The organism is Pantoea sp. JZ2 (assembly GCF_035191405.1).
GTDB classification, from domain to species: Bacteria; Pseudomonadota; Gammaproteobacteria; order Enterobacterales; family Enterobacteriaceae; genus Pantoea; species Pantoea stewartii.
In genome coordinates this window covers 3,985,969-4,004,926 of the sequence record NZ_CP045247.1, presented here as the reverse complement: position 1 = coordinate 4,004,926, position 18,958 = coordinate 3,985,969, and the positions used below count along the sequence as shown (strand labels likewise).

The window sequence follows — 18,958 nt, the reverse complement described above, 5'->3', positions numbered from 1 at the left end:
GGACTGCCCATTGTATGGATGAACAGAACCGAAACGTGGACTGTTTCGAGGCGGCATTTTGCCGCACTCTCGTCAGGGAGCGCGTCAGTTTATTATCTTGGTTAAGGTAGCCTGAGCGGCCGTTGAAAATTTTTTTTCATTTAACCCTTGATGCGCTTCTAAGCGACCCCATTTATTTGTCATCGAGCGTTGTGGACGTTGGAAAAAAAGCATGTGAGGTCGGGTTGAATGTCATCAACCTGCCCACATAAAAGGTTCACAACCCAAACTGGCAACGAATTTAAGTGGGAGATGTTTAGATGGGTAAGATTATTGGTATTGACCTGGGTACAACCAACTCTTGTGTTGCGGTCATGGACGGCACCAAAGCGCGTGTGCTTGAGAACGCCGAAGGCGATCGCACCACGCCTTCGATCATCGCTTATACACAGGATGGTGAAACTCTGGTCGGACAACCGGCTAAACGTCAGGCTGTGACCAACCCGCAGAATACCCTGTTTGCGATCAAGCGTCTGATTGGCCGTCGCTTCCAGGACGAAGAAGTACAGCGTGATATCAAAATCATGCCTTACAAAATTGTGGGTGCTGATAACGGCGACGCATGGCTGGAAGTGAAAGGCCAGAAAATGGCACCGCCGCAGATTTCTGCGGAAGTGCTGAAAAAAATGAAGAAAACGGCTGAAGATTTCCTGGGTGAGCCCGTAACTGAAGCGGTTATCACCGTTCCGGCTTACTTCAACGATGCTCAGCGTCAGGCAACCAAAGATGCTGGCCGTATCGCAGGTCTGGAAGTCAAACGTATCATCAACGAACCGACGGCAGCAGCGCTGGCGTACGGCCTGGATAAAGGCCAGGGCAACCGCACCATCGCAGTTTATGACCTGGGTGGCGGTACCTTCGATATCTCTATCATCGAAATCGACGACGTTGATGGCGAAAAGACCTTTGAAGTTCTGGCAACCAACGGTGATACGCACCTGGGTGGTGAAGACTTCGACAGCCGCCTGATCAACTATCTGGTGGCAGAATTTAAGAAAGACCAGGGCATCGATCTGCACAACGATCCACTGGCGATGCAGCGCCTGAAAGAAGCGGCCGAGAAAGCCAAGATCGAGCTGTCTTCTGCGCAGCAGACCGATGTTAACCTGCCGTACATTACGGCGGATGCTACCGGTCCTAAGCACCTGAACATCAAAGTGACCCGTTCTAAACTGGAGTCGCTGGTTGAAGATCTGGTTGCGCGCTCTATCGAGCCGCTGAAAGTCGCACTGCAGGATGCGGGCCTGTCCGTTTCGGACATCAACGACGTTATCCTGGTGGGTGGTCAGACACGTATGCCACTGGTTCAGGCTAAAGTGACTGAGTTCTTTGGCAAAGAGCCACGTAAAGACGTGAACCCGGATGAAGCGGTTGCGGTCGGTGCTGCGGTACAGGGCGGTGTGTTAGGTGGCGACGTGAAAGACGTTCTGCTGCTGGACGTAACTCCGCTGTCACTGGGTATCGAAACCATGGGCGGCGTGATGACTTCGCTGATCAGCAAGAACACCACCATCCCAACCAAGCACAGCCAGGTGTTCTCGACGGCAGAAGACAACCAGTCTGCGGTAACGATTCACGTGCTGCAGGGTGAGCGTAAGCGTGCCAGCGACAACAAGTCACTGGGCCAGTTTAACCTGGACGGCATTCAGCCTGCGCCACGCGGTATGCCGCAGATCGAAGTGACCTTCGACATCGATGCGGATGGTATCCTGCACGTATCAGCGAAGGACAAAAACAGCGGTAAAGAGCAGAAGATCACCATTAAAGCGTCTTCCGGCCTGAACGAGGACGAGATTGCGAAAATGGTGCGTGATGCTGAAGCGAACGCGGAATCTGACCGTAAGTTCGAAGAGCTGGTGCAGACCCGCAACCAGGGTGACCAGATCGCTCACAGCACACGTAAGCAGCTGGATGAAGCGGGCGACAAACTGTCAGCGGATGACAAAGCCCCAATCGAAGCGGCGCTGAGCGCGCTGGAAACGGCGCTGAAAGGCGAAGATAAAGCAGAGATCGATGCCAAAATGCAGGCGCTGATGGAAGTTTCCAGCAAACTGATGGAAGCCGCACAGCAGTCTCAGGCGGGTGCAGCGGATGCCCACGATGCGTCAGCGAAGAAAGATGACGATGTGGTCGATGCTGAATTCGAAGAAGTAAAAGACAATAAGAAATAATTGCCCCTGACCGGGCGCGACGGTTGCCCTGACAGCCGTTGAAACCAGCACGGGCGTAGGAGTTTTCTCCACGCCCGTGCGATCATGTTAAGGGCTAAATAAATGGCGAAGAGTGATTACTACGAGATTTTAGGCGTCGCCAAATCTGCAGACGAGCGTGAAATCAAAAAGGCGTACAAACGCCTGGCGATGAAATATCACCCGGACCGTAATCCAGGCGATAAAGACGCCGAAACCAAGTTTAAAGAAGCAAAAGAAGCCTACGAAATCTTAACGGACGCCCAGAAGCGCGCGGCCTACGATCAGTACGGTCATGCCGCCTTTGAACAAGGCGGTATGGGCGGAGGGGGATTCGGCGGCGGCTTTGGCGGCGGCGGTGCAGATTTCAGCGATATCTTTGGCGACGTTTTCGGTGACATCTTTGGTGGTGGCCGCCGTCAGCGCGCAGCCCGTGGTTCAGATTTGCGCTACAACATGGAGCTGACGCTGGAAGAAGCGGTTCGCGGCGTGACCAAAGAGATCCGTATTCCGACGTTAGAAGAGTGCGATGTCTGCCACGGCAGCGGTGCCAAAGCGGGGACCAAACCGCAAACCTGTTCGACCTGTCATGGTGCAGGCCAGGTGCAAATGCGTCAGGGCTTCTTCACCGTGCAGCAGGCCTGTCCAACCTGTCATGGCCGGGGGTCGGTGATCAAAGATCCGTGCAACGCCTGTCATGGTCATGGCCGCGTCGAGAAATCCAAAACGCTGTCGGTGAAAATTCCGGCGGGCGTCGACACGGGTGACCGTATTCGGTTGAGCGGTGAAGGTGAAGCCGGTGAGCAGGGCGCACCCGCGGGCGATCTGTACGTTCAGGTGACGGTGAAAAAACACCCAATCTTTGAACGTGAAGAGAACAACCTCTACTGCGAAGTGCCGATCAACTTTGCCATGGCGGCGCTGGGCGGTGAGATTGAAGTGCCTACCCTGGACGGACGCGTGAAGCTGAAGGTACCGGCAGAAACCCAGACCGGTAAGCTGTTCCGTATGCGCGGTCGCGGTGTGAAATCGGTGCGCGGTGGTGCGGTAGGTGACCTGCTGTGCCGTGTTGTGGTGGAAACCCCAGTCAGCCTGAATGACAAGCAAAAAGCGCTGCTGCGTGAGCTGGAAGAGAGCTTTGGTGGACCCAGCGGCGAGCACAACAGCCCGCGTTCCAAAAGCTTCTTTGACGGCGTGAAAAAGTTTTTTGACGATTTAACCCGCTAATCGCACGGACGTATGTCACTAAAGCGGAGAGAACATTCTCCGCTTTTTTTATGCCAGCATCAGGGCGGAGGTACGCCGTTACTTAGGGCCCTGTCTTATCTTGCCTGTTTTCCTTCTTCTCTTTGCTGTCGCCAAAATGTCGACATTACGTAAAAGCGGATAAATTAGCTTTTTATCAGGTTCAGTGAATCGTTACACTGCTCAGCATTGTGTTTTCCGCTCAGGAGGAGTGCATTTTGTCAAAACCTCGTCGTATCAGGCATTTAATTAAAAGTTTTATTGAGAGTGATGCCAGCAACGGTATGGTGTTAATTCTGGCTGCCGTGGTGGCGATGGTTCTCGCGAACAGTGCGTCAACCGCTCAGGGCTACCAGGCGCTACTGGAGACACCGGTGCAGATTCGCTTCGGTGAGCTGGATATCAGCAAAAATCTGTTGTTATGGATCAATGACGCCCTGATGGCGCTGTTCTTCCTGCTGATTGGTCTGGAGGTGAAGCGTGAACTCATCTCGGGTGAACTGGCCAGCCGCGATCGGGCCGTCTTCCCGGTTATTGCCGCCTTAGGGGGAATGGCGGCACCTGCCATCCTGTTTTTACTGTTTAATCACGGTGATGAGATCGCCCGCAATGGCTGGGCCATTCCCACCGCGACGGATATCGCTTTTGCGCTGGGCGTGCTGGCCCTGCTGGGCAGCCGTGTCCCGACGGCCCTGAAAGTTTTTTTGATGGCGCTGGCAATTATCGATGACCTGGGGGCGATTATCATTATCGCGCTGTTCTATACCAGCGATCTCTCAGTCACGTCCCTCAGCGTGGCGGTAGGAGCCATTGTCGTGCTGGCCATCCTGAACCGGTGTAATGTGCGTAATATCGCCGTTTATGTGCTGGTCGGGCTGGTGCTGTGGACTGCGGTACTGAAGTCCGGCGTCCATGCAACGCTTGCGGGCGTCGTCGTCGGCTTCTTTGTCCCGCTGGAAGAGAAAGACGGTCACTCGCCGGCTGAACATCTGGCGCATGGCTTGATGCCCTGGGTGAACTGGCTGATTCTGCCGCTGTTTGCCTTCGCCAACGCCGGGATTTCCCTGACAGGGATTACCTTTGGCGATGTGCTGTCACCCGAGCCGCTGGGCATCATCCTTGGCCTGCTGATCGGTAAGCCATTAGGGATTACCCTGTTCTGTTGGCTGGCGGTGACGCTGAGGCTGGCGGTGCTGCCCAATGGCACGACGCTGCGCGATATCATGGCGATTGGCGTACTGTGCGGCATTGGTTTTACGATGTCGATCTTTATCAGCTCGCTGGCTTTTGATGCGGCTCATGAACAGCTGGTGACATTCTCGAAGCTGGGGATTCTGAGCGGTTCACTGCTCTCGGCTGTGCTGGGTTACACGTTATTGCGATATAAACTGCGGTAAACGAAAGGAGGCGCACGCCTCCTTTTGCCTTCCCCGACGCGGTTATGCAGCCAGGGCGAACATAACAGATTACGTTTTTGCGTACGGGGATAACGCGAAAAGGGCAGATATCGGATCGGGGCGGCACAGGCTGAATCATGGGCACCTACCGCTTATGCCTGATAGCGTTTTCCCGTCGTCCGTGGGCTATCCGTTGTCACAGAAAGGCGAGCTTTGAAGCGGTTCGCCATCTGCGCGGGCTGTCTGGCAAGGAAGCGGGAAAGAGGAAGGTCGGCAGTGAATCGCAGACATAAAAAAACCGGCTCAGAGCCGGTTCTTTCAACAAAGCGATAAACAAAAGGCGATTAAGCCAGTTTGTTGATCTGTGCAGTCAGGTTTGCTTTATAACGTGCAGCTTTGTTTTTGTGGATCAGACCTTTAGCAGCCTGACGGTCCACGATTGGTTGCATTTCATTAAATGCATTCTGCGCAGCAGCTTTGTCGCCTGAAGCGATCGCCGCGTATACTTTCTTAACGAAGGTACGCATCATAGAGCGACGGCTTGCGTTATGCTTGCGACGTTTCTCAGATGTTACGGCACGTTTCTTAGCTGATTTGATATTAGCCAAGGTCCAACTCCCAAATATGTTCGATAGAGACAAATCAAAGGCCGAGGACTATGCCTTTTGGACCTTCTGTTGTCAATGGATTTGTGCAAATAAGCGTCGTTCACAAGTGATAACCTGCACGACACTCGGTTACGTATTTGATGGCGCAAGATTCTACCAGCTTCTGTGTCCTGAATACAGTATTTCGCAACAAAATTCTCTTTGTGGCTCTGCGTGCCGGTAAATACGGCCTGTTACGCATGAAAGGCGTGTTCACGGGTTAACCTCGGCGGCTTTCGAGGGTATAATCCGCCGATTTCCACCGGTTTGAGTCAGCCATGAAGTTTATCCGCGGTATTCATAATCTTAATGCGCAGCATCACGGCTGCGTTCTGACCATTGGTAATTTCGATGGTGTGCACCGCGGCCATCAGGCGCTGATGGGGCGGTTGATGGAAGAAGGCCGGAAGCGTCAATTGCCGGTCATGGTGATGGTATTTGAACCTCAGCCGCTGGAACTGTTTGCCGGTGGCAATGCCCCTGCCAGACTGACCCGCCTGCGCGAAAAACTCAGGTACCTGGCAGAAATCGGCGTGGATTATGTGCTGTGCGTGCGGTTCGATCATCGCTTCGCCGCACTCTCGGCGCAAAGTTTTATCAGCGAATTGCTGGTGAGCAAACTGGGCGTGAACTACCTGGCCGTTGGGGATGATTTCCGCTTTGGCGCTGGTCGGCAGGGGGATTTCCTGCTATTACAGAAAGCCGGAGTAGAATACGGTTTCGACGTCGTCAGCACAGAAACGTTTTGCGACGGCGGTAAACGCATCAGCAGCACGGCGGTGCGTCAGGCGCTGGCTGAGGACAATCTGGCGCTGGCGCAGTCGCTGTTGGGCCATCCTTTCAGTATCTCAGGGCGCGTGGTGCACGGTGATGCACTGGGACGCACGCTGGGATTCCCTACTGCCAATCTCCCTTTACGCCGCTGCGTCTCGCCGGTCAAAGGCGTGTATGCGGTAGAAGTCGAGGGCCTGGGGCCGAAACCCCTGCCCGGCGTCGCCAACATTGGCACGCGCCCGACAGTAAAAGGTTTACGCCAACAGCTTGAAGTTCACCTGTTGGACATCAATATGGATCTCTATGGTCGCCACATTGATGTGGTATTGAAGCAGAAAATACGAAACGAGCAGCGCTTTGCTTCACTGGACGCGTTGAAAGAGCAAATTGCGAAAGACACGGTAACGGCCCGACAATTTTTTGGCCTGTAACCTGAGCAAAAAACGGAATCGAGAATCTGATGAGTGACTATAAATCTACCCTGAATTTGCCGGAAACGGGGTTCCCCATGCGTGGCGATCTGGCCAAACGCGAACCGGGAATGCTGCAGCGTTGGTATGATGACAATCTTTACGGCATCATCCGCGAAGCCAAAAAAGGGAAAAAAACCTTTATCCTGCATGATGGCCCTCCTTATGCGAACGGCAGCATTCATATTGGTCACTCTGTTAACAAGATTCTGAAAGACATTATCGTCAAGTCGAAAGGCATGGCGGGCTACGATTCACCGTATGTGCCGGGCTGGGACTGTCACGGTTTGCCTATCGAGCACAAAGTTGAGCAGATGATCGGTAAGCCGGGCGAGAAAGTCACCGCCGCCGAATTCCGCGAAGCCTGCCGTAAATACGCGGCCGAACAGGTTGAAGGACAGAAAGCCGACTTCATTCGTCTGGGCGTGCTGGGCGACTGGGATCGTCCTTACCTGACGATGGATTTCACGACCGAAGCGAATATCATTCGTGCGCTGGGCAAAATCATCGGTAATAGCCACCTGCACAAAGGCGCCAAGCCGGTGCACTGGTGCATGGATTGCCGCTCTGCGCTGGCGGAAGCGGAAGTTGAGTATTATGACAAAACGTCGCCTTCCATCGATGTCATGTTTAATGCCGTGGATGCGGATGCCGTGCGTGCGGCATTTGGGGTAACGGCCTCAGAAGGCCCCGTTTCGCTGGTCATCTGGACAACCACGCCGTGGACCATGCCTGCTAACCGCGGCATCTCTCTGCACCCCGAATTTGACTATCAGCTGTTGCAGATTGAGGGCCGCACCCTAATCCTGGCGAAGGATCTGGTTGAGAGCGTCATGAAACGCGCGGGCGTCAGCGACTGGACTGTGCTGAGCACCTGCCAGGGCGCAGCACTGGAGCTTCAACTGTTCCAGCACCCTTTCCTGGCGCAGATCCAGTCGAAGGTGGTTCTGGGCGATCACGTGACGCTGGATGCCGGTACCGGTGCGGTTCACACAGCACCGGGTCACGGTCCGGATGACTATGTGATCGGTCAGAAATACGGTCTGGAAACGGCGAATCCGGTTGGGCCTGATGGCGCTTACCTGCCCGGTACCTATCCCGGGCTTGACGGCATTAACGTCTTTAAAGCTAACGAGTTGATCGTTGAACTGCTGAAAGAGAAGGGCGCGTTGCTGCATGTTGAAAAACTGCTGCACAGCTACCCGCACTGCTGGCGCCATAAAACCCCGATCATCTTCCGTGCTACCCCGCAGTGGTTTATCAGCATGGATCAGAAAGGCCTGCGCGCGCAGTCCCTGAAAGAGATTAAAGGCGTTCAGTGGATCCCGGACTGGGGTCAGGCGCGTATTGAATCCATGGTCGCCAACCGTCCTGACTGGTGTATTTCCCGTCAGCGTACCTGGGGCGTCCCAATGGCGCTTTTCGTCCATAAAGAGACCGAAGAACTGCACCCGGACACCCTGTCGTTGATGGAAAAAGTGGCGCAGCGCGTTGAGCAGGACGGTATTCAGGCATGGTGGGATCTCGATCCCCGCGATCTGATGGGCGATGATGCCGACAACTATGTGAAGGTGCCGGATACGCTGGACGTCTGGTTCGATTCAGGATCGACCAGCTATTCCGTCGTGGATGCGCGCCCGGAATTTGGCGGTAATACGCCGGATATGTATCTGGAAGGATCGGATCAGCACCGTGGCTGGTTTATGTCCTCGCTCATGATCTCGACAGCGATGAAAGGCAAAGCGCCTTATCGTCAGGTGCTGACGCATGGCTTTACCGTTGATGGTCAGGGCCGCAAGATGTCCAAATCCATTGGTAATACCGTTGCGCCGCAGGATGTGATGGATAAGCTCGGGGCAGACATTCTGCGCCTGTGGGTTGCTTCGACCGATTACTCGGGCGAAATGGCCGTTTCTGACGAAATCCTGAAGCGCTCTGCCGATGCCTATCGTCGTATCCGTAACACGGCGCGTTTCCTGTTAGCGAACCTGAGCGGCTTTAATCCGGCCACCGATCTGGTTAAACCGGAAGAGATGGTGGTGGTCGATCGCTGGGCGGTAGGACGTGCGCAGGCGGCGCAGGCGGATATCGTGGCTTCCTACGAGCACTACGATTTTCACGAAGTGATTCAGCGCCTGATGCAGTTCTGCTCCATTGAGATGGGCTCCTTCTATCTGGATATCATCAAAGACCGTCAGTACACCGCGAAAGGTGACAGCCTGGCGCGCCGTAGCTGTCAGTCTGCGCTGTGGCACATTGTGGAAGCGCTGGTGCGCTGGATGGCGCCGATCATGTCTTTCACAGCTGATGAGATCTGGGGCTATTTGCCGGGCGAGCGCGCGAAGTATGTGTTCACTGAAGAGTGGTACACCGGCCTGTTTGGTCTGCCTGAAAACGAAGCGCTGAACGATGCGTACTGGGCTGAACTGCTTAAAGTGCGCGGTGAAGTGAACAAGGTGATTGAGCAGGCACGTAGCGATAAACGCATTGGTGGCGCGCTGGAAGCCTCTGTCACGCTGTATGCTGATGCCGAGCTGGCGGCGAAGCTGAAGGCGCTGGGTAATGAGCTGCGCTTTGTGCTGCTGACCTCCGGTGCTGAGGTTGCCGACTACGCTCAGGCTGACGCTGATGCGCAGCAAAGTGAACTGGTAAAAGGTCTGAAAATCGGCCTGCACAAAGCCGAAGGCGAGAAATGTCCGCGCTGCTGGCACTACACTACTGACGTCGGTCAGAACCCTGAGCACGCTGCGGTGTGCGGTCGCTGTTACACTAACGTAGCCGGAAACGGTGAAGAGCGTAAGTTTGCCTGATGAGTAGACCTGTTTTCTCCACCGGATTGCGCTGGCTGTGGCTGGTGCTGGTTGTTATCGTTGTTGATTTTGTCAGCAAGCAGTGGGTAATGAACAACATGATGCTGCATGAAACGCAGCCGCTGATGCCGTTCCTTAACCTGTTTTACGCGCACAATTACGGCGCGGCGTTCAGTTTCCTCGCGGATAAAGGCGGCTGGCAGCGCTGGTTCTTCGCCGGTATTGCGCTGGCGATTGTGGTGTCGCTGCTGGTGATGATGTATCGCAACAGCGCCCAACAGAAGATCGCCAACAGTGCTTATGCGCTCATTATCGGCGGCGCTGTCGGTAATCTGTTTGATCGTGCGTATCATGGCTTCGTGGTGGATTTTATCGATTTCTATATCGGTAACTGGCACTTTGCTACATTTAATATCGCTGACTGCGGCATCTGTATCGGTGCGGCGTTGGTGGTGCTGGAGGGGTTTTTTAATCCGTCCAGCAAGCAGGTTAAAAAAGGGTAAACCATGTCTGAGTCTGTACAGCGCGACAGCGCGGTGTTGTTGCATTTCGTTCTGAAGCTGGAAGATGGCTCAGTGGCGGAATCCACCCGCGCCAGCGGTAAACCTGCGCTGTTTCGTCTGGGTGACGGTAGCCTGTCCGGCGCGCTGGAACAGGCACTGCTGGGCTTAAAAGCCGGGGATAAACATCAGTTCTCACTGGCACCGGAAGAGGCGTTTGGCGGTGTCAGTCCTGATCTGATCCAGTACTTTTCGCGTCGCGACTTTAATGAAGCGGGCGAGCCTGAGATTGGGGCTATTATGCTGTTTACCGGCATGGGCGGCAGTGAAATGCCGGGCGTGATTCGCGAAATCAATGGTGATTCGATCACCGTTGATTTTAACCATCCGCTGGCAGGCCATCGCGTTCAGTTTGACATTGAGGTGCTGGAAATCGATCCGGTACTGGAGGCGAACCATGCAAATTCTGCTGGCTAATCCACGTGGTTTTTGTGCTGGCGTCGATCGCGCCATCAGCATTGTTGAAAACGCACTGACGCTGTTTGGTGCGCCGGTCTATGTGCGTCATGAAGTGGTACATAACCGCTACGTGGTGGACAGCCTGCGTCAGCGCGGCGCAATTTTTATTGAGCAAATCAGCGAAGTGCCGGATGGTGCTATCCTGATTTTCTCTGCCCATGGCGTTTCTCAGGCGGTACGTAACGAAGCGAAAAGCCGTGATCTCACGGTCTTTGATGCGACCTGCCCCCTGGTGACCAAGGTGCACATGGAAGTCGCGCGCGCCAGCCGCCGGGGCGAAGAGTCGGTGCTGATTGGTCACGCCGGGCACCCGGAAGTCGAAGGCACCATGGGGCAGTACAATAACCCCAAGGGCGGCATGTATCTGGTGGAGTCCCCGGATGACGTCTGGAAACTGGACGTTAAAGATGATGACCGGCTGTCTTTCATGACGCAAACCACGCTGTCGATCGATGATACCTCTGAAGTGATTGATGCGTTGCGTGCCCGTTTCCCGAAAATTGTCGGCCCACGTAAAGATGATATCTGCTATGCCACGACAAACCGGCAGGAAGCGGTAAGGGCACTCGCTGAAGAGGCGGATGTCGTGCTGGTAGTCGGATCTAAAAACTCGTCAAACTCTAACCGTCTGGCCGAACTGGCGCAGCGCATGGGTAAAGCGGCTTATCTGATCGACGATGCAGAGGATATCCAGCCCGAATGGATCGCCACGGCCCGCTGTGTTGGCGTCACCGCGGGTGCATCGGCACCGGATATTCTGGTGCAGAATGTCATCAGCCGTCTGCAGGCGTTAGGTGGCGGCGAAGCCAGAGTCCTGGAAGGGCGGGAAGAAAATATCGTGTTTGAAGTCCCCAAAGAGTTGCGGGTTGATGTCCGCAACGTGCAGTGACAACAAACCTGTAGTAGCAAAAAGGCCGACTCTGTTCGGCCTTTTTGCTATCCGCCGCCCGGCCAACGACGAGGTGAAATTGCTTTTACTGATAATCGCCTTCGCCTGGCATAAAAATTCTTATTATCCCCGAGAAAAAGTGGCGCAGTTGTTATCTCATGGTTAACCTGATTGCGCTTGCATGCATAGTTTTGTTTTAGGAATGAATAAATATGAAGAATATCCGCATTGCCATCGTGGGTGCGCCGGGACGCATGGGCCGTAACCTGATTCAGGCAGTCGTTCACGCCAACGGCGTGGATCTGGGCGCGGCACTGGCACGTCCGGGCTCGTCATTAATCGGCACCGATGCTGGTGAACTGGCGGGCGTGGGCAAACTGGACGTTCCCGTTGTCGATGATCTGCGTGCTGTGATGGATGATTTTGACGTCTTAATCGATTTCACCCGTCCCGAAGGGACGCTGGCCTACCTGGCACTGTGCCGTGAACACCGCAAGGCAATGATTATTGGTACGACCGGATTTGACGAAGCCGGTAAGGCGGCGATTCGTGATGCGGCAACAGAGACGGGGATTGTCTTTGCGGCGAACTTCAGCGTTGGCGTCAATCTGGTTCTGAAGCTGCTGGAGAAAGCCGCTACCGTGATGGGCGATTATGCGGATATTGAGATTATCGAAGCGCATCATCGTCACAAAGTGGACGCTCCTTCAGGAACGGCGCTGGCCATGGGGGAAGCCATTGCCGACGCCATGGACTGGAAACTGGCTGATCATGCCGTTTACAGTCGCGAAGGGCACACCGGCGAACGTAAGGCTCAAACCATTGGTTTTGCAACAGTGCGAGCCGGTGACATTGTCGGCGAACACACGGCCATGTTTGCAGACGAGGGAGAGCGTGTAGAGATTACTCATAAGGCGTCAAGCCGTATGACGTTTGCTAATGGCGCGGTTAAAGCGGCATTATGGGTAAGTGCGAAGAAAAAAGGGCTTTATGATATGCGTGATGTCCTTGATTTAGCCAGTTTGTAATGGGTTTTACCTGTGTGATGTGGTGATTTCAATCGCTAATTCATTGATTGAAAAAGGGCAATAATATTATTGCCCTTAATTTTGTAAAAAAATAAGCCTCTTGTTTATTTTTTCTGTATAAATGCTCATAAACTTATTTCTTCTCTCTTCATCTTAACGGTAAACCTGTTAATTTTGACCATTTGGTCAAAATTCATAGCCTTCTCAGGCAGAATAATGCTTCTCCACGATGAGCAAACGATTATTCGATGATGTTTGTCCCTGTTTTTGTCCCTTATCCTCTTTTTTTCCGCTCTGAGCCTGAAAAGATGTTAAAAAAGTGGCTTCAGGGTGGACAAGTAGCAGAGCGATCATTAGAATGCGCGCAATTTGCCAAAAATTGACCACTCAGGCCGTTTTTGCATTGATTCAGATCATCATTATGAATTAATATGCAGATATTGTGACTGTTTATTCCCTGGAGGATGTTTTGATTAAGTCAGCGCTCTTGGTTCTGGAAGACGGAACCCAATTCCACGGTCGGGCCATCGGGGCTACAGGGTCGGCAGTGGGGGAAGTCGTTTTCAATACGTCAATGACTGGTTATCAAGAAATCCTCACTGATCCTTCCTATTCTCGTCAAATCGTTACTCTCACTTATCCCCATATCGGCAACGTTGGTGCCAACCCCGCCGATGAAGAATCCAGTCAGATTCACGCTCAGGGGCTTGTCATTCGCGACCTGCCACTTATTGCCAGCAACTACCGCAGCGAAGAGAGCCTGTCAGCCTATCTGCAGCGCAATAACATTGTTGCTATTGCCGATATTGATACACGTAAGCTGACACGTCTGCTGCGCGAGAAAGGCGCACAGAATGGCTGCATTATCGCGGGCGACAATCCGGATGCCGCTCTGGCCTTACAGAAAGCGCAGGCGTTTCCGGGGTTGAAAGGGATGGATCTGGCGAAGGAAGTGACAACGGCAGAAACCTATACCTGGCTGCAGGGGAGCTGGACGCTGGAAGGGGATTTACCTGCGCAGACGTCAGCAGAAGCGCTGCCCTACCATGTTGTGGCTTACGATTATGGTGCTAAGCGCAATATTCTGCGCATGCTGGTCGACCGCGGCTGCCGTCTGACGGTTGTCCCGGCTAAAACGCCCGCCGAAACCGTTCTGGCGATGAATCCGGATGGCATCTTCCTGTCAAACGGTCCGGGTGATCCGGAGCCCTGCGATTACGCCATTGAGGCGATTGAAGCCTTTCTGAAAACCGACATTCCGGTGTTTGGCATTTGCCTTGGCCACCAGTTGCTGGCACTGGCCAGCGGCGCAAAAACCGTAAAAATGAAGCTGGGTCACCACGGTGGTAACCACCCGGTGAAAGATCTCGATAACAATCGCGTCATGATTACGGCACAGAACCACGGCTTTGCGGTGGATGAAACCCATCTGCCCGCCAATCTGCGGGTAACGCATATTTCGCTGTTTGATAAAACCGTGCAGGGTATCCATCGCACCGACAAGCCTGCGTTCAGCTTCCAGGGCCATCCTGAAGCCAGTCCGGGGCCGGGTGATGCCGCACCGTTATTTGACCACTTTATCGAGTTGATTGACGCATTCCGTTCGAAAGCAAAGTAATCAGGAGCTAATCATGCCAAAACGTACAGATATAAAATCCATCCTGATTCTTGGTGCCGGTCCGATTGTGATCGGTCAGGCCTGCGAATTCGACTATTCCGGTGCCCAGGCCTGTAAAGCCCTGCGCGAAGAGGGTTACCGCGTCATTCTGGTGAACTCGAACCCGGCGACCATTATGACCGACCCGGAAATGGCCGATGCAACCTACATCGAGCCGATTCACTGGGAAGTGGTACGTAAGATTATTGAGAAAGAGCGCCCGGATGCGGTGTTGCCAACCATGGGCGGCCAGACGGCGCTGAACTGTGCGCTGGAGCTGGAACGTCAGGGCGTTCTTGACGAGTTTGGCGTAACCATGATCGGTGCCACGGCCGATGCGATCGATAAAGCGGAAGACCGCCGCCGCTTCGACGTGGCGATGAAAAGCATTGGTCTGGATACGGCGCGCTCCGGTATCGCACATACGATGGAAGAAGCGCTGGCGGTGGCTGCCGATGTCGGCTTCCCCTGCATTATTCGTCCGTCGTTCACTATGGGCGGCACCGGTGGCGGTATCGCGTATAACCGCGAAGAGTTTGAAGAGATCTGCGAACGCGGACTCGATCTTTCGCCTACCAACGAGCTGTTAATCGACGAATCGCTGATTGGCTGGAAAGAGTATGAGATGGAAGTTGTGCGTGACAAAAACGACAACTGCATCATTGTCTGCTCTATCGAAAACTTTGACGCCATGGGCATTCACACCGGTGACTCCATTACGGTGGCGCCCGCACAGACGCTGACCGACAAAGAGTACCAGATCATGCGTAACGCCTCGCTGGCGGTACTGCGTGAGATCGGCGTGGAAACCGGTGGCTCCAACGTCCAGTTCGCGGTGAACCCGAAAAATGGCCGTCTGATCGTCATCGAGATGAACCCGCGTGTGTCACGCTCTTCAGCGCTGGCATCGAAGGCCACCGGATTCCCGATTGCCAAAGTGGCCGCGAAACTGGCGGTAGGCTTTACGCTGGATGAACTGATGAACGATATCACTGGGGGACGCACACCAGCCTCGTTCGAGCCGTCTATCGATTATGTCGTGACAAAAATTCCTCGCTTCAACTTTGAAAAATTTGCCGGTGCGAATGACCGTCTGACCACCCAGATGAAATCGGTGGGTGAAGTCATGGCGATTGGCCGTACTTTCCAGGAGTCGGTGCAGAAAGCACTGCGTGGTCTGGAAGTGGGAGCTAATGGTTTTGACCCGAAAGTGCATCTGGATGATGCGGAAGCGTTGACCCGCATTCGTCGTGAGCTGAAAGATGCCGGTTCGGATCGTATCTGGTACATCGCGGACGCGTTCCGTGCAGGCATGTCGGTCGATGGCGTATTTAATCTTACCAATATTGATCGCTGGTTCCTGGTGCAGATTGAAGAGCTGGTTCGCCTGGAAGAGCAGGTAGCGCGTGAAGGTATCAATGGCCTTAACGCGGATTTCCTGCGCGCGCTGAAGCGCAAAGGTTTTGCCGACGCACGTCTGGCAGCCCTGGCGGGCGTCGCGGAAGGCGAGATTCGTAAACTGCGTCAGCAGCATCATCTTCACCCAGTCTATAAGCGCGTGGATACCTGTGCGGCGGAATTTGCAACAGACACCGCTTATATGTACTCCACCTATGAAGAAGAGTGCGAAGCTCATCCTAATCAGGATCGCGACAAGATTATGGTGCTGGGTGGCGGACCAAACCGTATTGGTCAGGGCATTGAGTTTGACTACTGCTGTGTCCACGCAGCACTGGCGCTGCGTGAAGATGGCTATGAAACCATCATGGTCAACTGTAACCCGGAAACCGTGTCCACCGATTACGACACTTCTGACCGCCTCTACTTTGAACCTGTCACGCTGGAAGACGTGCTGGAAATCGTGCGCATCGAAAAACCGAAAGGCGTTATCGTGCAGTACGGTGGACAAACGCCACTGAAACTGGCTCGCGCGCTGGAAGCGGCAGGTGTGCCGGTCATTGGCACCAGCCCGGATGCCATCGATCGCGCAGAAGACCGTGAACGTTTTCAGCAGGCGGTTGACCGTCTGAGTCTGAAGCAGCCAGCTAACGCCACCGTTACCACGCTGGAGCAGGCGGTTGAAAAAGCGGCGGGCATTGGTTATCCGCTGGTGGTCCGCCCGTCTTATGTCCTGGGCGGACGCGCCATGGAAATTGTCTACGACGAAATCGACCTGAAACGCTATTTCCAGACGGCGGTGTCAGTGTCCAACGATGCGCCGGTCTTGCTGGATCGCTTTCTGGATGATGCCGTCGAAGTCGATGTGGATGCTATCTGCGACGGTGAGCGCGTGCTGATCGGCGGTATAATGGAACATATCGAGCAGGCTGGCGTTCACTCGGGTGACTCGGCCTGTTCTCTGCCGGCCTACACTTTGAGTCAGGATATTCAGAATGTCATGCGTCAGCAGGTTGAAAAACTGGCGTTTGAGCTGAATGTGCGTGGCCTGATGAACGTACAGTTTGCGGTCAAAGACAACGAAGTTTACCTGATTGAAGTTAACCCGCGTGCGGCGCGTACCGTCCCGTTCGTGTCAAAAGCAACCGGCGTTCCGCTGGCAAAAGTGGCAGCCCGCGTAATGGCAGGCAAAACGCTGGCGGAGCAGGGCGTCACCAAAGAGGTGATTCCACCTTACTACTCTGTCAAAGAAGTGGTGCTGCCGTTTAACAAATTCCAGGGCGTTGATCCAATTCTGGGACCTGAAATGCGTTCAACCGGGGAAGTCATGGGCGTGGGCCGTACCTTTGCCGAGGCGTTTGCCAAGGCGATGCTGGGTGCGCAAAGCAACATGAAGAAAACCGGACGTGCGCTGCTGTCCGTTCGTGAAGGCGACAAGAAACGTATCGTTGATCTCGCGGCGAAGTTGCAGAAGTTTGGTTTTGAACTGGATGCGACGCACGGTACGGCTGTGGTACTGGGCGAGGCCGGTATTAACCCGCGCCTGGTGAATAAGGTTCACGAAGGCCGCCCGCACATTCAGGACCGCCTGAAAAACGGTGAGTACGCCTATATCGTAAATACCACAGCAGGTCGTCAGGCGATTGAAGACTCCAAGCTGATTCGTCGCAGCGCACTGCAATATAAGGTGCATTACGACACGACGCTGAACGGTGGCTTCGCAACGGCAATGGCGCTAAATGCCGATCCAACCGAAAAAGTCATTTCGGTGCAGGAGATGCATGCGCAAATCCTTGCGCATAAATAGCGCAGACTGAGCGCTCAGGCCCCTGTCTGGAGCATCTGCCATAAGCAGAGCGCTTCTGGCAGGGGCTTTTTTTGCAGTACGTCCAGTTCACATCGCATGTGTTTACACGATGTGCCTGTAAAGCTGATGCAGAGAGTGTTGTATTGCAACAGCCTGACCAGCGTGCCTTTTCTGTCTTACGCCACCATTCGCACCCCGTCTAAATGCGGCTGTGGCTCTCGGCCATGCGTCATCACTGGCCAGGGCCGCCCCACAGCCCGCAGGTTTAAACGGCGCTGTAATATTCCAGATATGCTCTGAATCAGATGAAAAGTTTATTCTATAAAAAATAAGAATGCTGTGTTGCCAATGGATCATCCGTTTAAAAAAGATTAATTATAAGTTAATTTGTTTTTCATATTTAATTGGTTTTATCTAGCTATTCATCAAATTGTTTATTTTTCTCGTTACTCTTGTTTTTAATATTACTCGTCAGGTTTCGCCCTGTTATTTTAAACCATTGCCAAAAAATCAACGAAATCTAAACGGGAGGCCATTATTATATAAAGTCGCGAATAACAAACTGTTCTGTTGTTGTGCTTAACTTTACAATGCGGAATTGGTTAAGGCCATGCTGTTCCGGAGTGCCGACAGGTACTGTAAACCTTTTTCGCTAATATAAGTGCGTATTTACCATGTTGATCCCCAGGTTTTTCAGATGGGAGCAGTGCTCTTTTAACGACTATAAAAAAGCGTGTGATGATTTTGGGTACAACTGTGAGTCAGCGCCGGAATTTATCGCTTTCCGGATGCGCCATCAGCAGCCTTTCACGTTTTATGCCTATAAGGTGAAAGGGGCTATGGTAGGGAGCGTTTGCGTTGAAAAAGGCTGGCTCGCCAACGATGGTAAAAACCCTCAGCGTTCGCTTCCTGCGCTACTGACCCCATCAACATCCGTTTATATACCCTTTTGTCGCGACACCAAAACAAAGGTCCTTTTGCCCTTTCGTTGTAAGTCGTTGCATCATCTGCACGGTAATACGTTTCTTAATGCGTCTTATCGTTTGTTGAGCAAGAATAAAGCAGCATTGACGAAAAATCCTGCTGTCGACTTCTCACGAAAAACTGTCTCAACCCGCGAACGCGAATTAAGAAAATTCCTCGCTGATGGCGGAAGTTTGCTTAATGTAAATCATCTTGAGGGTGAGCATATTTTTGAGGTTTTCGAAGCGTTATATCGCGCGAGACGGGAGCAGCCAATTGCTGAAAGAGACATCAATAAAGCCTTTTTCCGTGAGTTCCAGCACTGCTTCAAAGGGCATATGATGTTCCTGAACAATGAGCCAATCGGGCTGCAATTACTGGTCTCTGTAAATAGCCAGGTTGGCATGTTTGTGGACTTTATCAATATTGGCTACCGGATGGACAGCAATGCGGGCGCAGTGGGGACGATGCTGATGTGGAAGAATCTTACCTCTTTGCATCAGGAGGCGTCTGATAAACAGGTTCCTCTCTATTATTCCTATGGTTCGATGTCAGGAGAGTACAAAAACAGATGGTGCCATGCTGTGCCTAATGGACGCGTCATTATCTGAAGTCAGTGCGTTGTG

Annotated in this window: 13 protein-coding genes; 12 read left to right on the top strand and 1 reads right to left on the bottom strand. The window is 53.4% G+C overall.

The window, feature by feature from the left end; all coding sequences use genetic code 11:
• Positions 1-299 precede the first annotated feature (299 nt).
• From dnaK to nhaA, 3 genes are all read left to right on the top strand, one after another.
• Positions 300-2,210 (top strand): molecular chaperone DnaK, encoded by a 1,911-nt coding sequence (dnaK, locus tag GC087_RS19385; protein ID WP_039338776.1) that lies wholly within the window; start codon positions 300-302, stop codon positions 2,208-2,210.
• 102 nt (positions 2,211-2,312) lie between these two features.
• Positions 2,313-3,455, top strand: coding sequence for a molecular chaperone DnaJ (dnaJ, locus tag GC087_RS19380; RefSeq protein ID WP_006117631.1), 1,143 nt, complete (start codon positions 2,313-2,315; stop codon positions 3,453-3,455).
• Between the two features lie 236 nt (positions 3,456-3,691).
• Positions 3,692-4,870, top strand: coding sequence for a Na+/H+ antiporter NhaA (gene nhaA / locus GC087_RS19375; protein ID WP_058702079.1), 1,179 nt, complete (start codon positions 3,692-3,694; stop codon positions 4,868-4,870).
• A 344-nt stretch (positions 4,871-5,214) separates the two neighbouring features.
• On the opposite strand, the gene rpsT is transcribed toward nhaA, so the two are convergent.
• Positions 5,215-5,478 (bottom strand): 30S ribosomal protein S20, encoded by a 264-nt coding sequence (gene rpsT / locus GC087_RS19370; RefSeq protein ID WP_006117633.1) that lies wholly within the window; start codon positions 5,476-5,478, stop codon positions 5,215-5,217.
• A 317-nt stretch (positions 5,479-5,795) separates the two neighbouring features.
• Between rpsT and ribF the strand changes: the two genes are divergently transcribed.
• From ribF to GC087_RS19325, 9 genes are all read left to right on the top strand, one after another.
• Positions 5,796-6,722, top strand: coding sequence for a bifunctional riboflavin kinase/FAD synthetase (ribF, locus tag GC087_RS19365; RefSeq protein ID WP_006117634.1), 927 nt, complete (start codon positions 5,796-5,798; stop codon positions 6,720-6,722).
• Between the two features lie 29 nt (positions 6,723-6,751).
• Complete coding sequence (gene ileS, locus GC087_RS19360) at positions 6,752-9,571, top strand: isoleucine--tRNA ligase (RefSeq protein WP_324029083.1); 2,820 nt, start codon at positions 6,752-6,754, stop codon at positions 9,569-9,571.
• Positions 9,571-10,074, top strand: coding sequence for a signal peptidase II (gene lspA, locus GC087_RS19355; RefSeq protein WP_006117636.1), 504 nt, complete (start codon positions 9,571-9,573; stop codon positions 10,072-10,074). The genes ileS and lspA overlap by 1 nt, the downstream gene beginning before the upstream one ends.
• 3 nt (positions 10,075-10,077) lie before the next feature.
• Positions 10,078-10,548, top strand: a complete 471-nt coding sequence (fkpB, locus tag GC087_RS19350; protein ID WP_006117637.1) for an FKBP-type peptidyl-prolyl cis-trans isomerase — start codon at positions 10,078-10,080, stop codon at positions 10,546-10,548.
• Positions 10,529-11,479, top strand: coding sequence for a 4-hydroxy-3-methylbut-2-enyl diphosphate reductase (ispH, locus tag GC087_RS19345; protein WP_324029081.1), 951 nt, complete (start codon positions 10,529-10,531; stop codon positions 11,477-11,479). The genes fkpB and ispH overlap by 20 nt, the downstream gene beginning before the upstream one ends.
• Before the next feature lie 212 nt (positions 11,480-11,691).
• Entirely contained in the window at positions 11,692-12,507 is an 816-nt protein-coding gene (gene dapB, locus GC087_RS19340; RefSeq protein ID WP_185199924.1) for a 4-hydroxy-tetrahydrodipicolinate reductase, read from the top strand.
• Positions 12,508-12,976: 469 nt separating this feature from the next.
• A complete protein-coding gene (carA, locus tag GC087_RS19335; RefSeq protein WP_006117640.1) occupies positions 12,977-14,125 on the top strand; it encodes a glutamine-hydrolyzing carbamoyl-phosphate synthase small subunit in 1,149 nt (382 codons plus the stop codon).
• Between the two features lie 13 nt (positions 14,126-14,138).
• Complete coding sequence (gene carB / locus GC087_RS19330) at positions 14,139-17,369, top strand: carbamoyl-phosphate synthase large subunit (RefSeq protein ID WP_006117641.1); 3,231 nt, start codon at positions 14,139-14,141, stop codon at positions 17,367-17,369.
• A gap of 674 nt (positions 17,370-18,043) precedes the next feature.
• A complete protein-coding gene (locus tag GC087_RS19325; protein WP_324029079.1) occupies positions 18,044-18,943 on the top strand; it encodes a GNAT family protein in 900 nt (299 codons plus the stop codon).
• Positions 18,944-18,958: the final 15 nt, after the last annotated feature.

Coding starts and splice junctions, on each gene's coding strand:
- ribF (WP_006117634.1), top strand. CDS start 5,796: ATGAAGTTTATCCGCGGTATTCATAATCTTAATGCGCAGCATCACGGC.
- dnaJ (WP_006117631.1), top strand. CDS start 2,313: ATGGCGAAGAGTGATTACTACGAGATTTTAGGCGTCGCCAAATCTGCA.
- GC087_RS19325 (WP_324029079.1), top strand. CDS start 18,044: ATGTTGATCCCCAGGTTTTTCAGATGGGAGCAGTGCTCTTTTAACGAC.
- ispH (WP_324029081.1), top strand. CDS start 10,529: ATGCAAATTCTGCTGGCTAATCCACGTGGTTTTTGTGCTGGCGTCGAT.
- fkpB (WP_006117637.1), top strand. CDS start 10,078: ATGTCTGAGTCTGTACAGCGCGACAGCGCGGTGTTGTTGCATTTCGTT.
- ileS (WP_324029083.1), top strand. CDS start 6,752: ATGAGTGACTATAAATCTACCCTGAATTTGCCGGAAACGGGGTTCCCC.
- carB (WP_006117641.1), top strand. CDS start 14,139: ATGCCAAAACGTACAGATATAAAATCCATCCTGATTCTTGGTGCCGGT.
- lspA (WP_006117636.1), top strand. CDS start 9,571: ATGAGTAGACCTGTTTTCTCCACCGGATTGCGCTGGCTGTGGCTGGTG.
- dnaK (WP_039338776.1), top strand. CDS start 300: ATGGGTAAGATTATTGGTATTGACCTGGGTACAACCAACTCTTGTGTT.
- dapB (WP_185199924.1), top strand. CDS start 11,692: ATGAAGAATATCCGCATTGCCATCGTGGGTGCGCCGGGACGCATGGGC.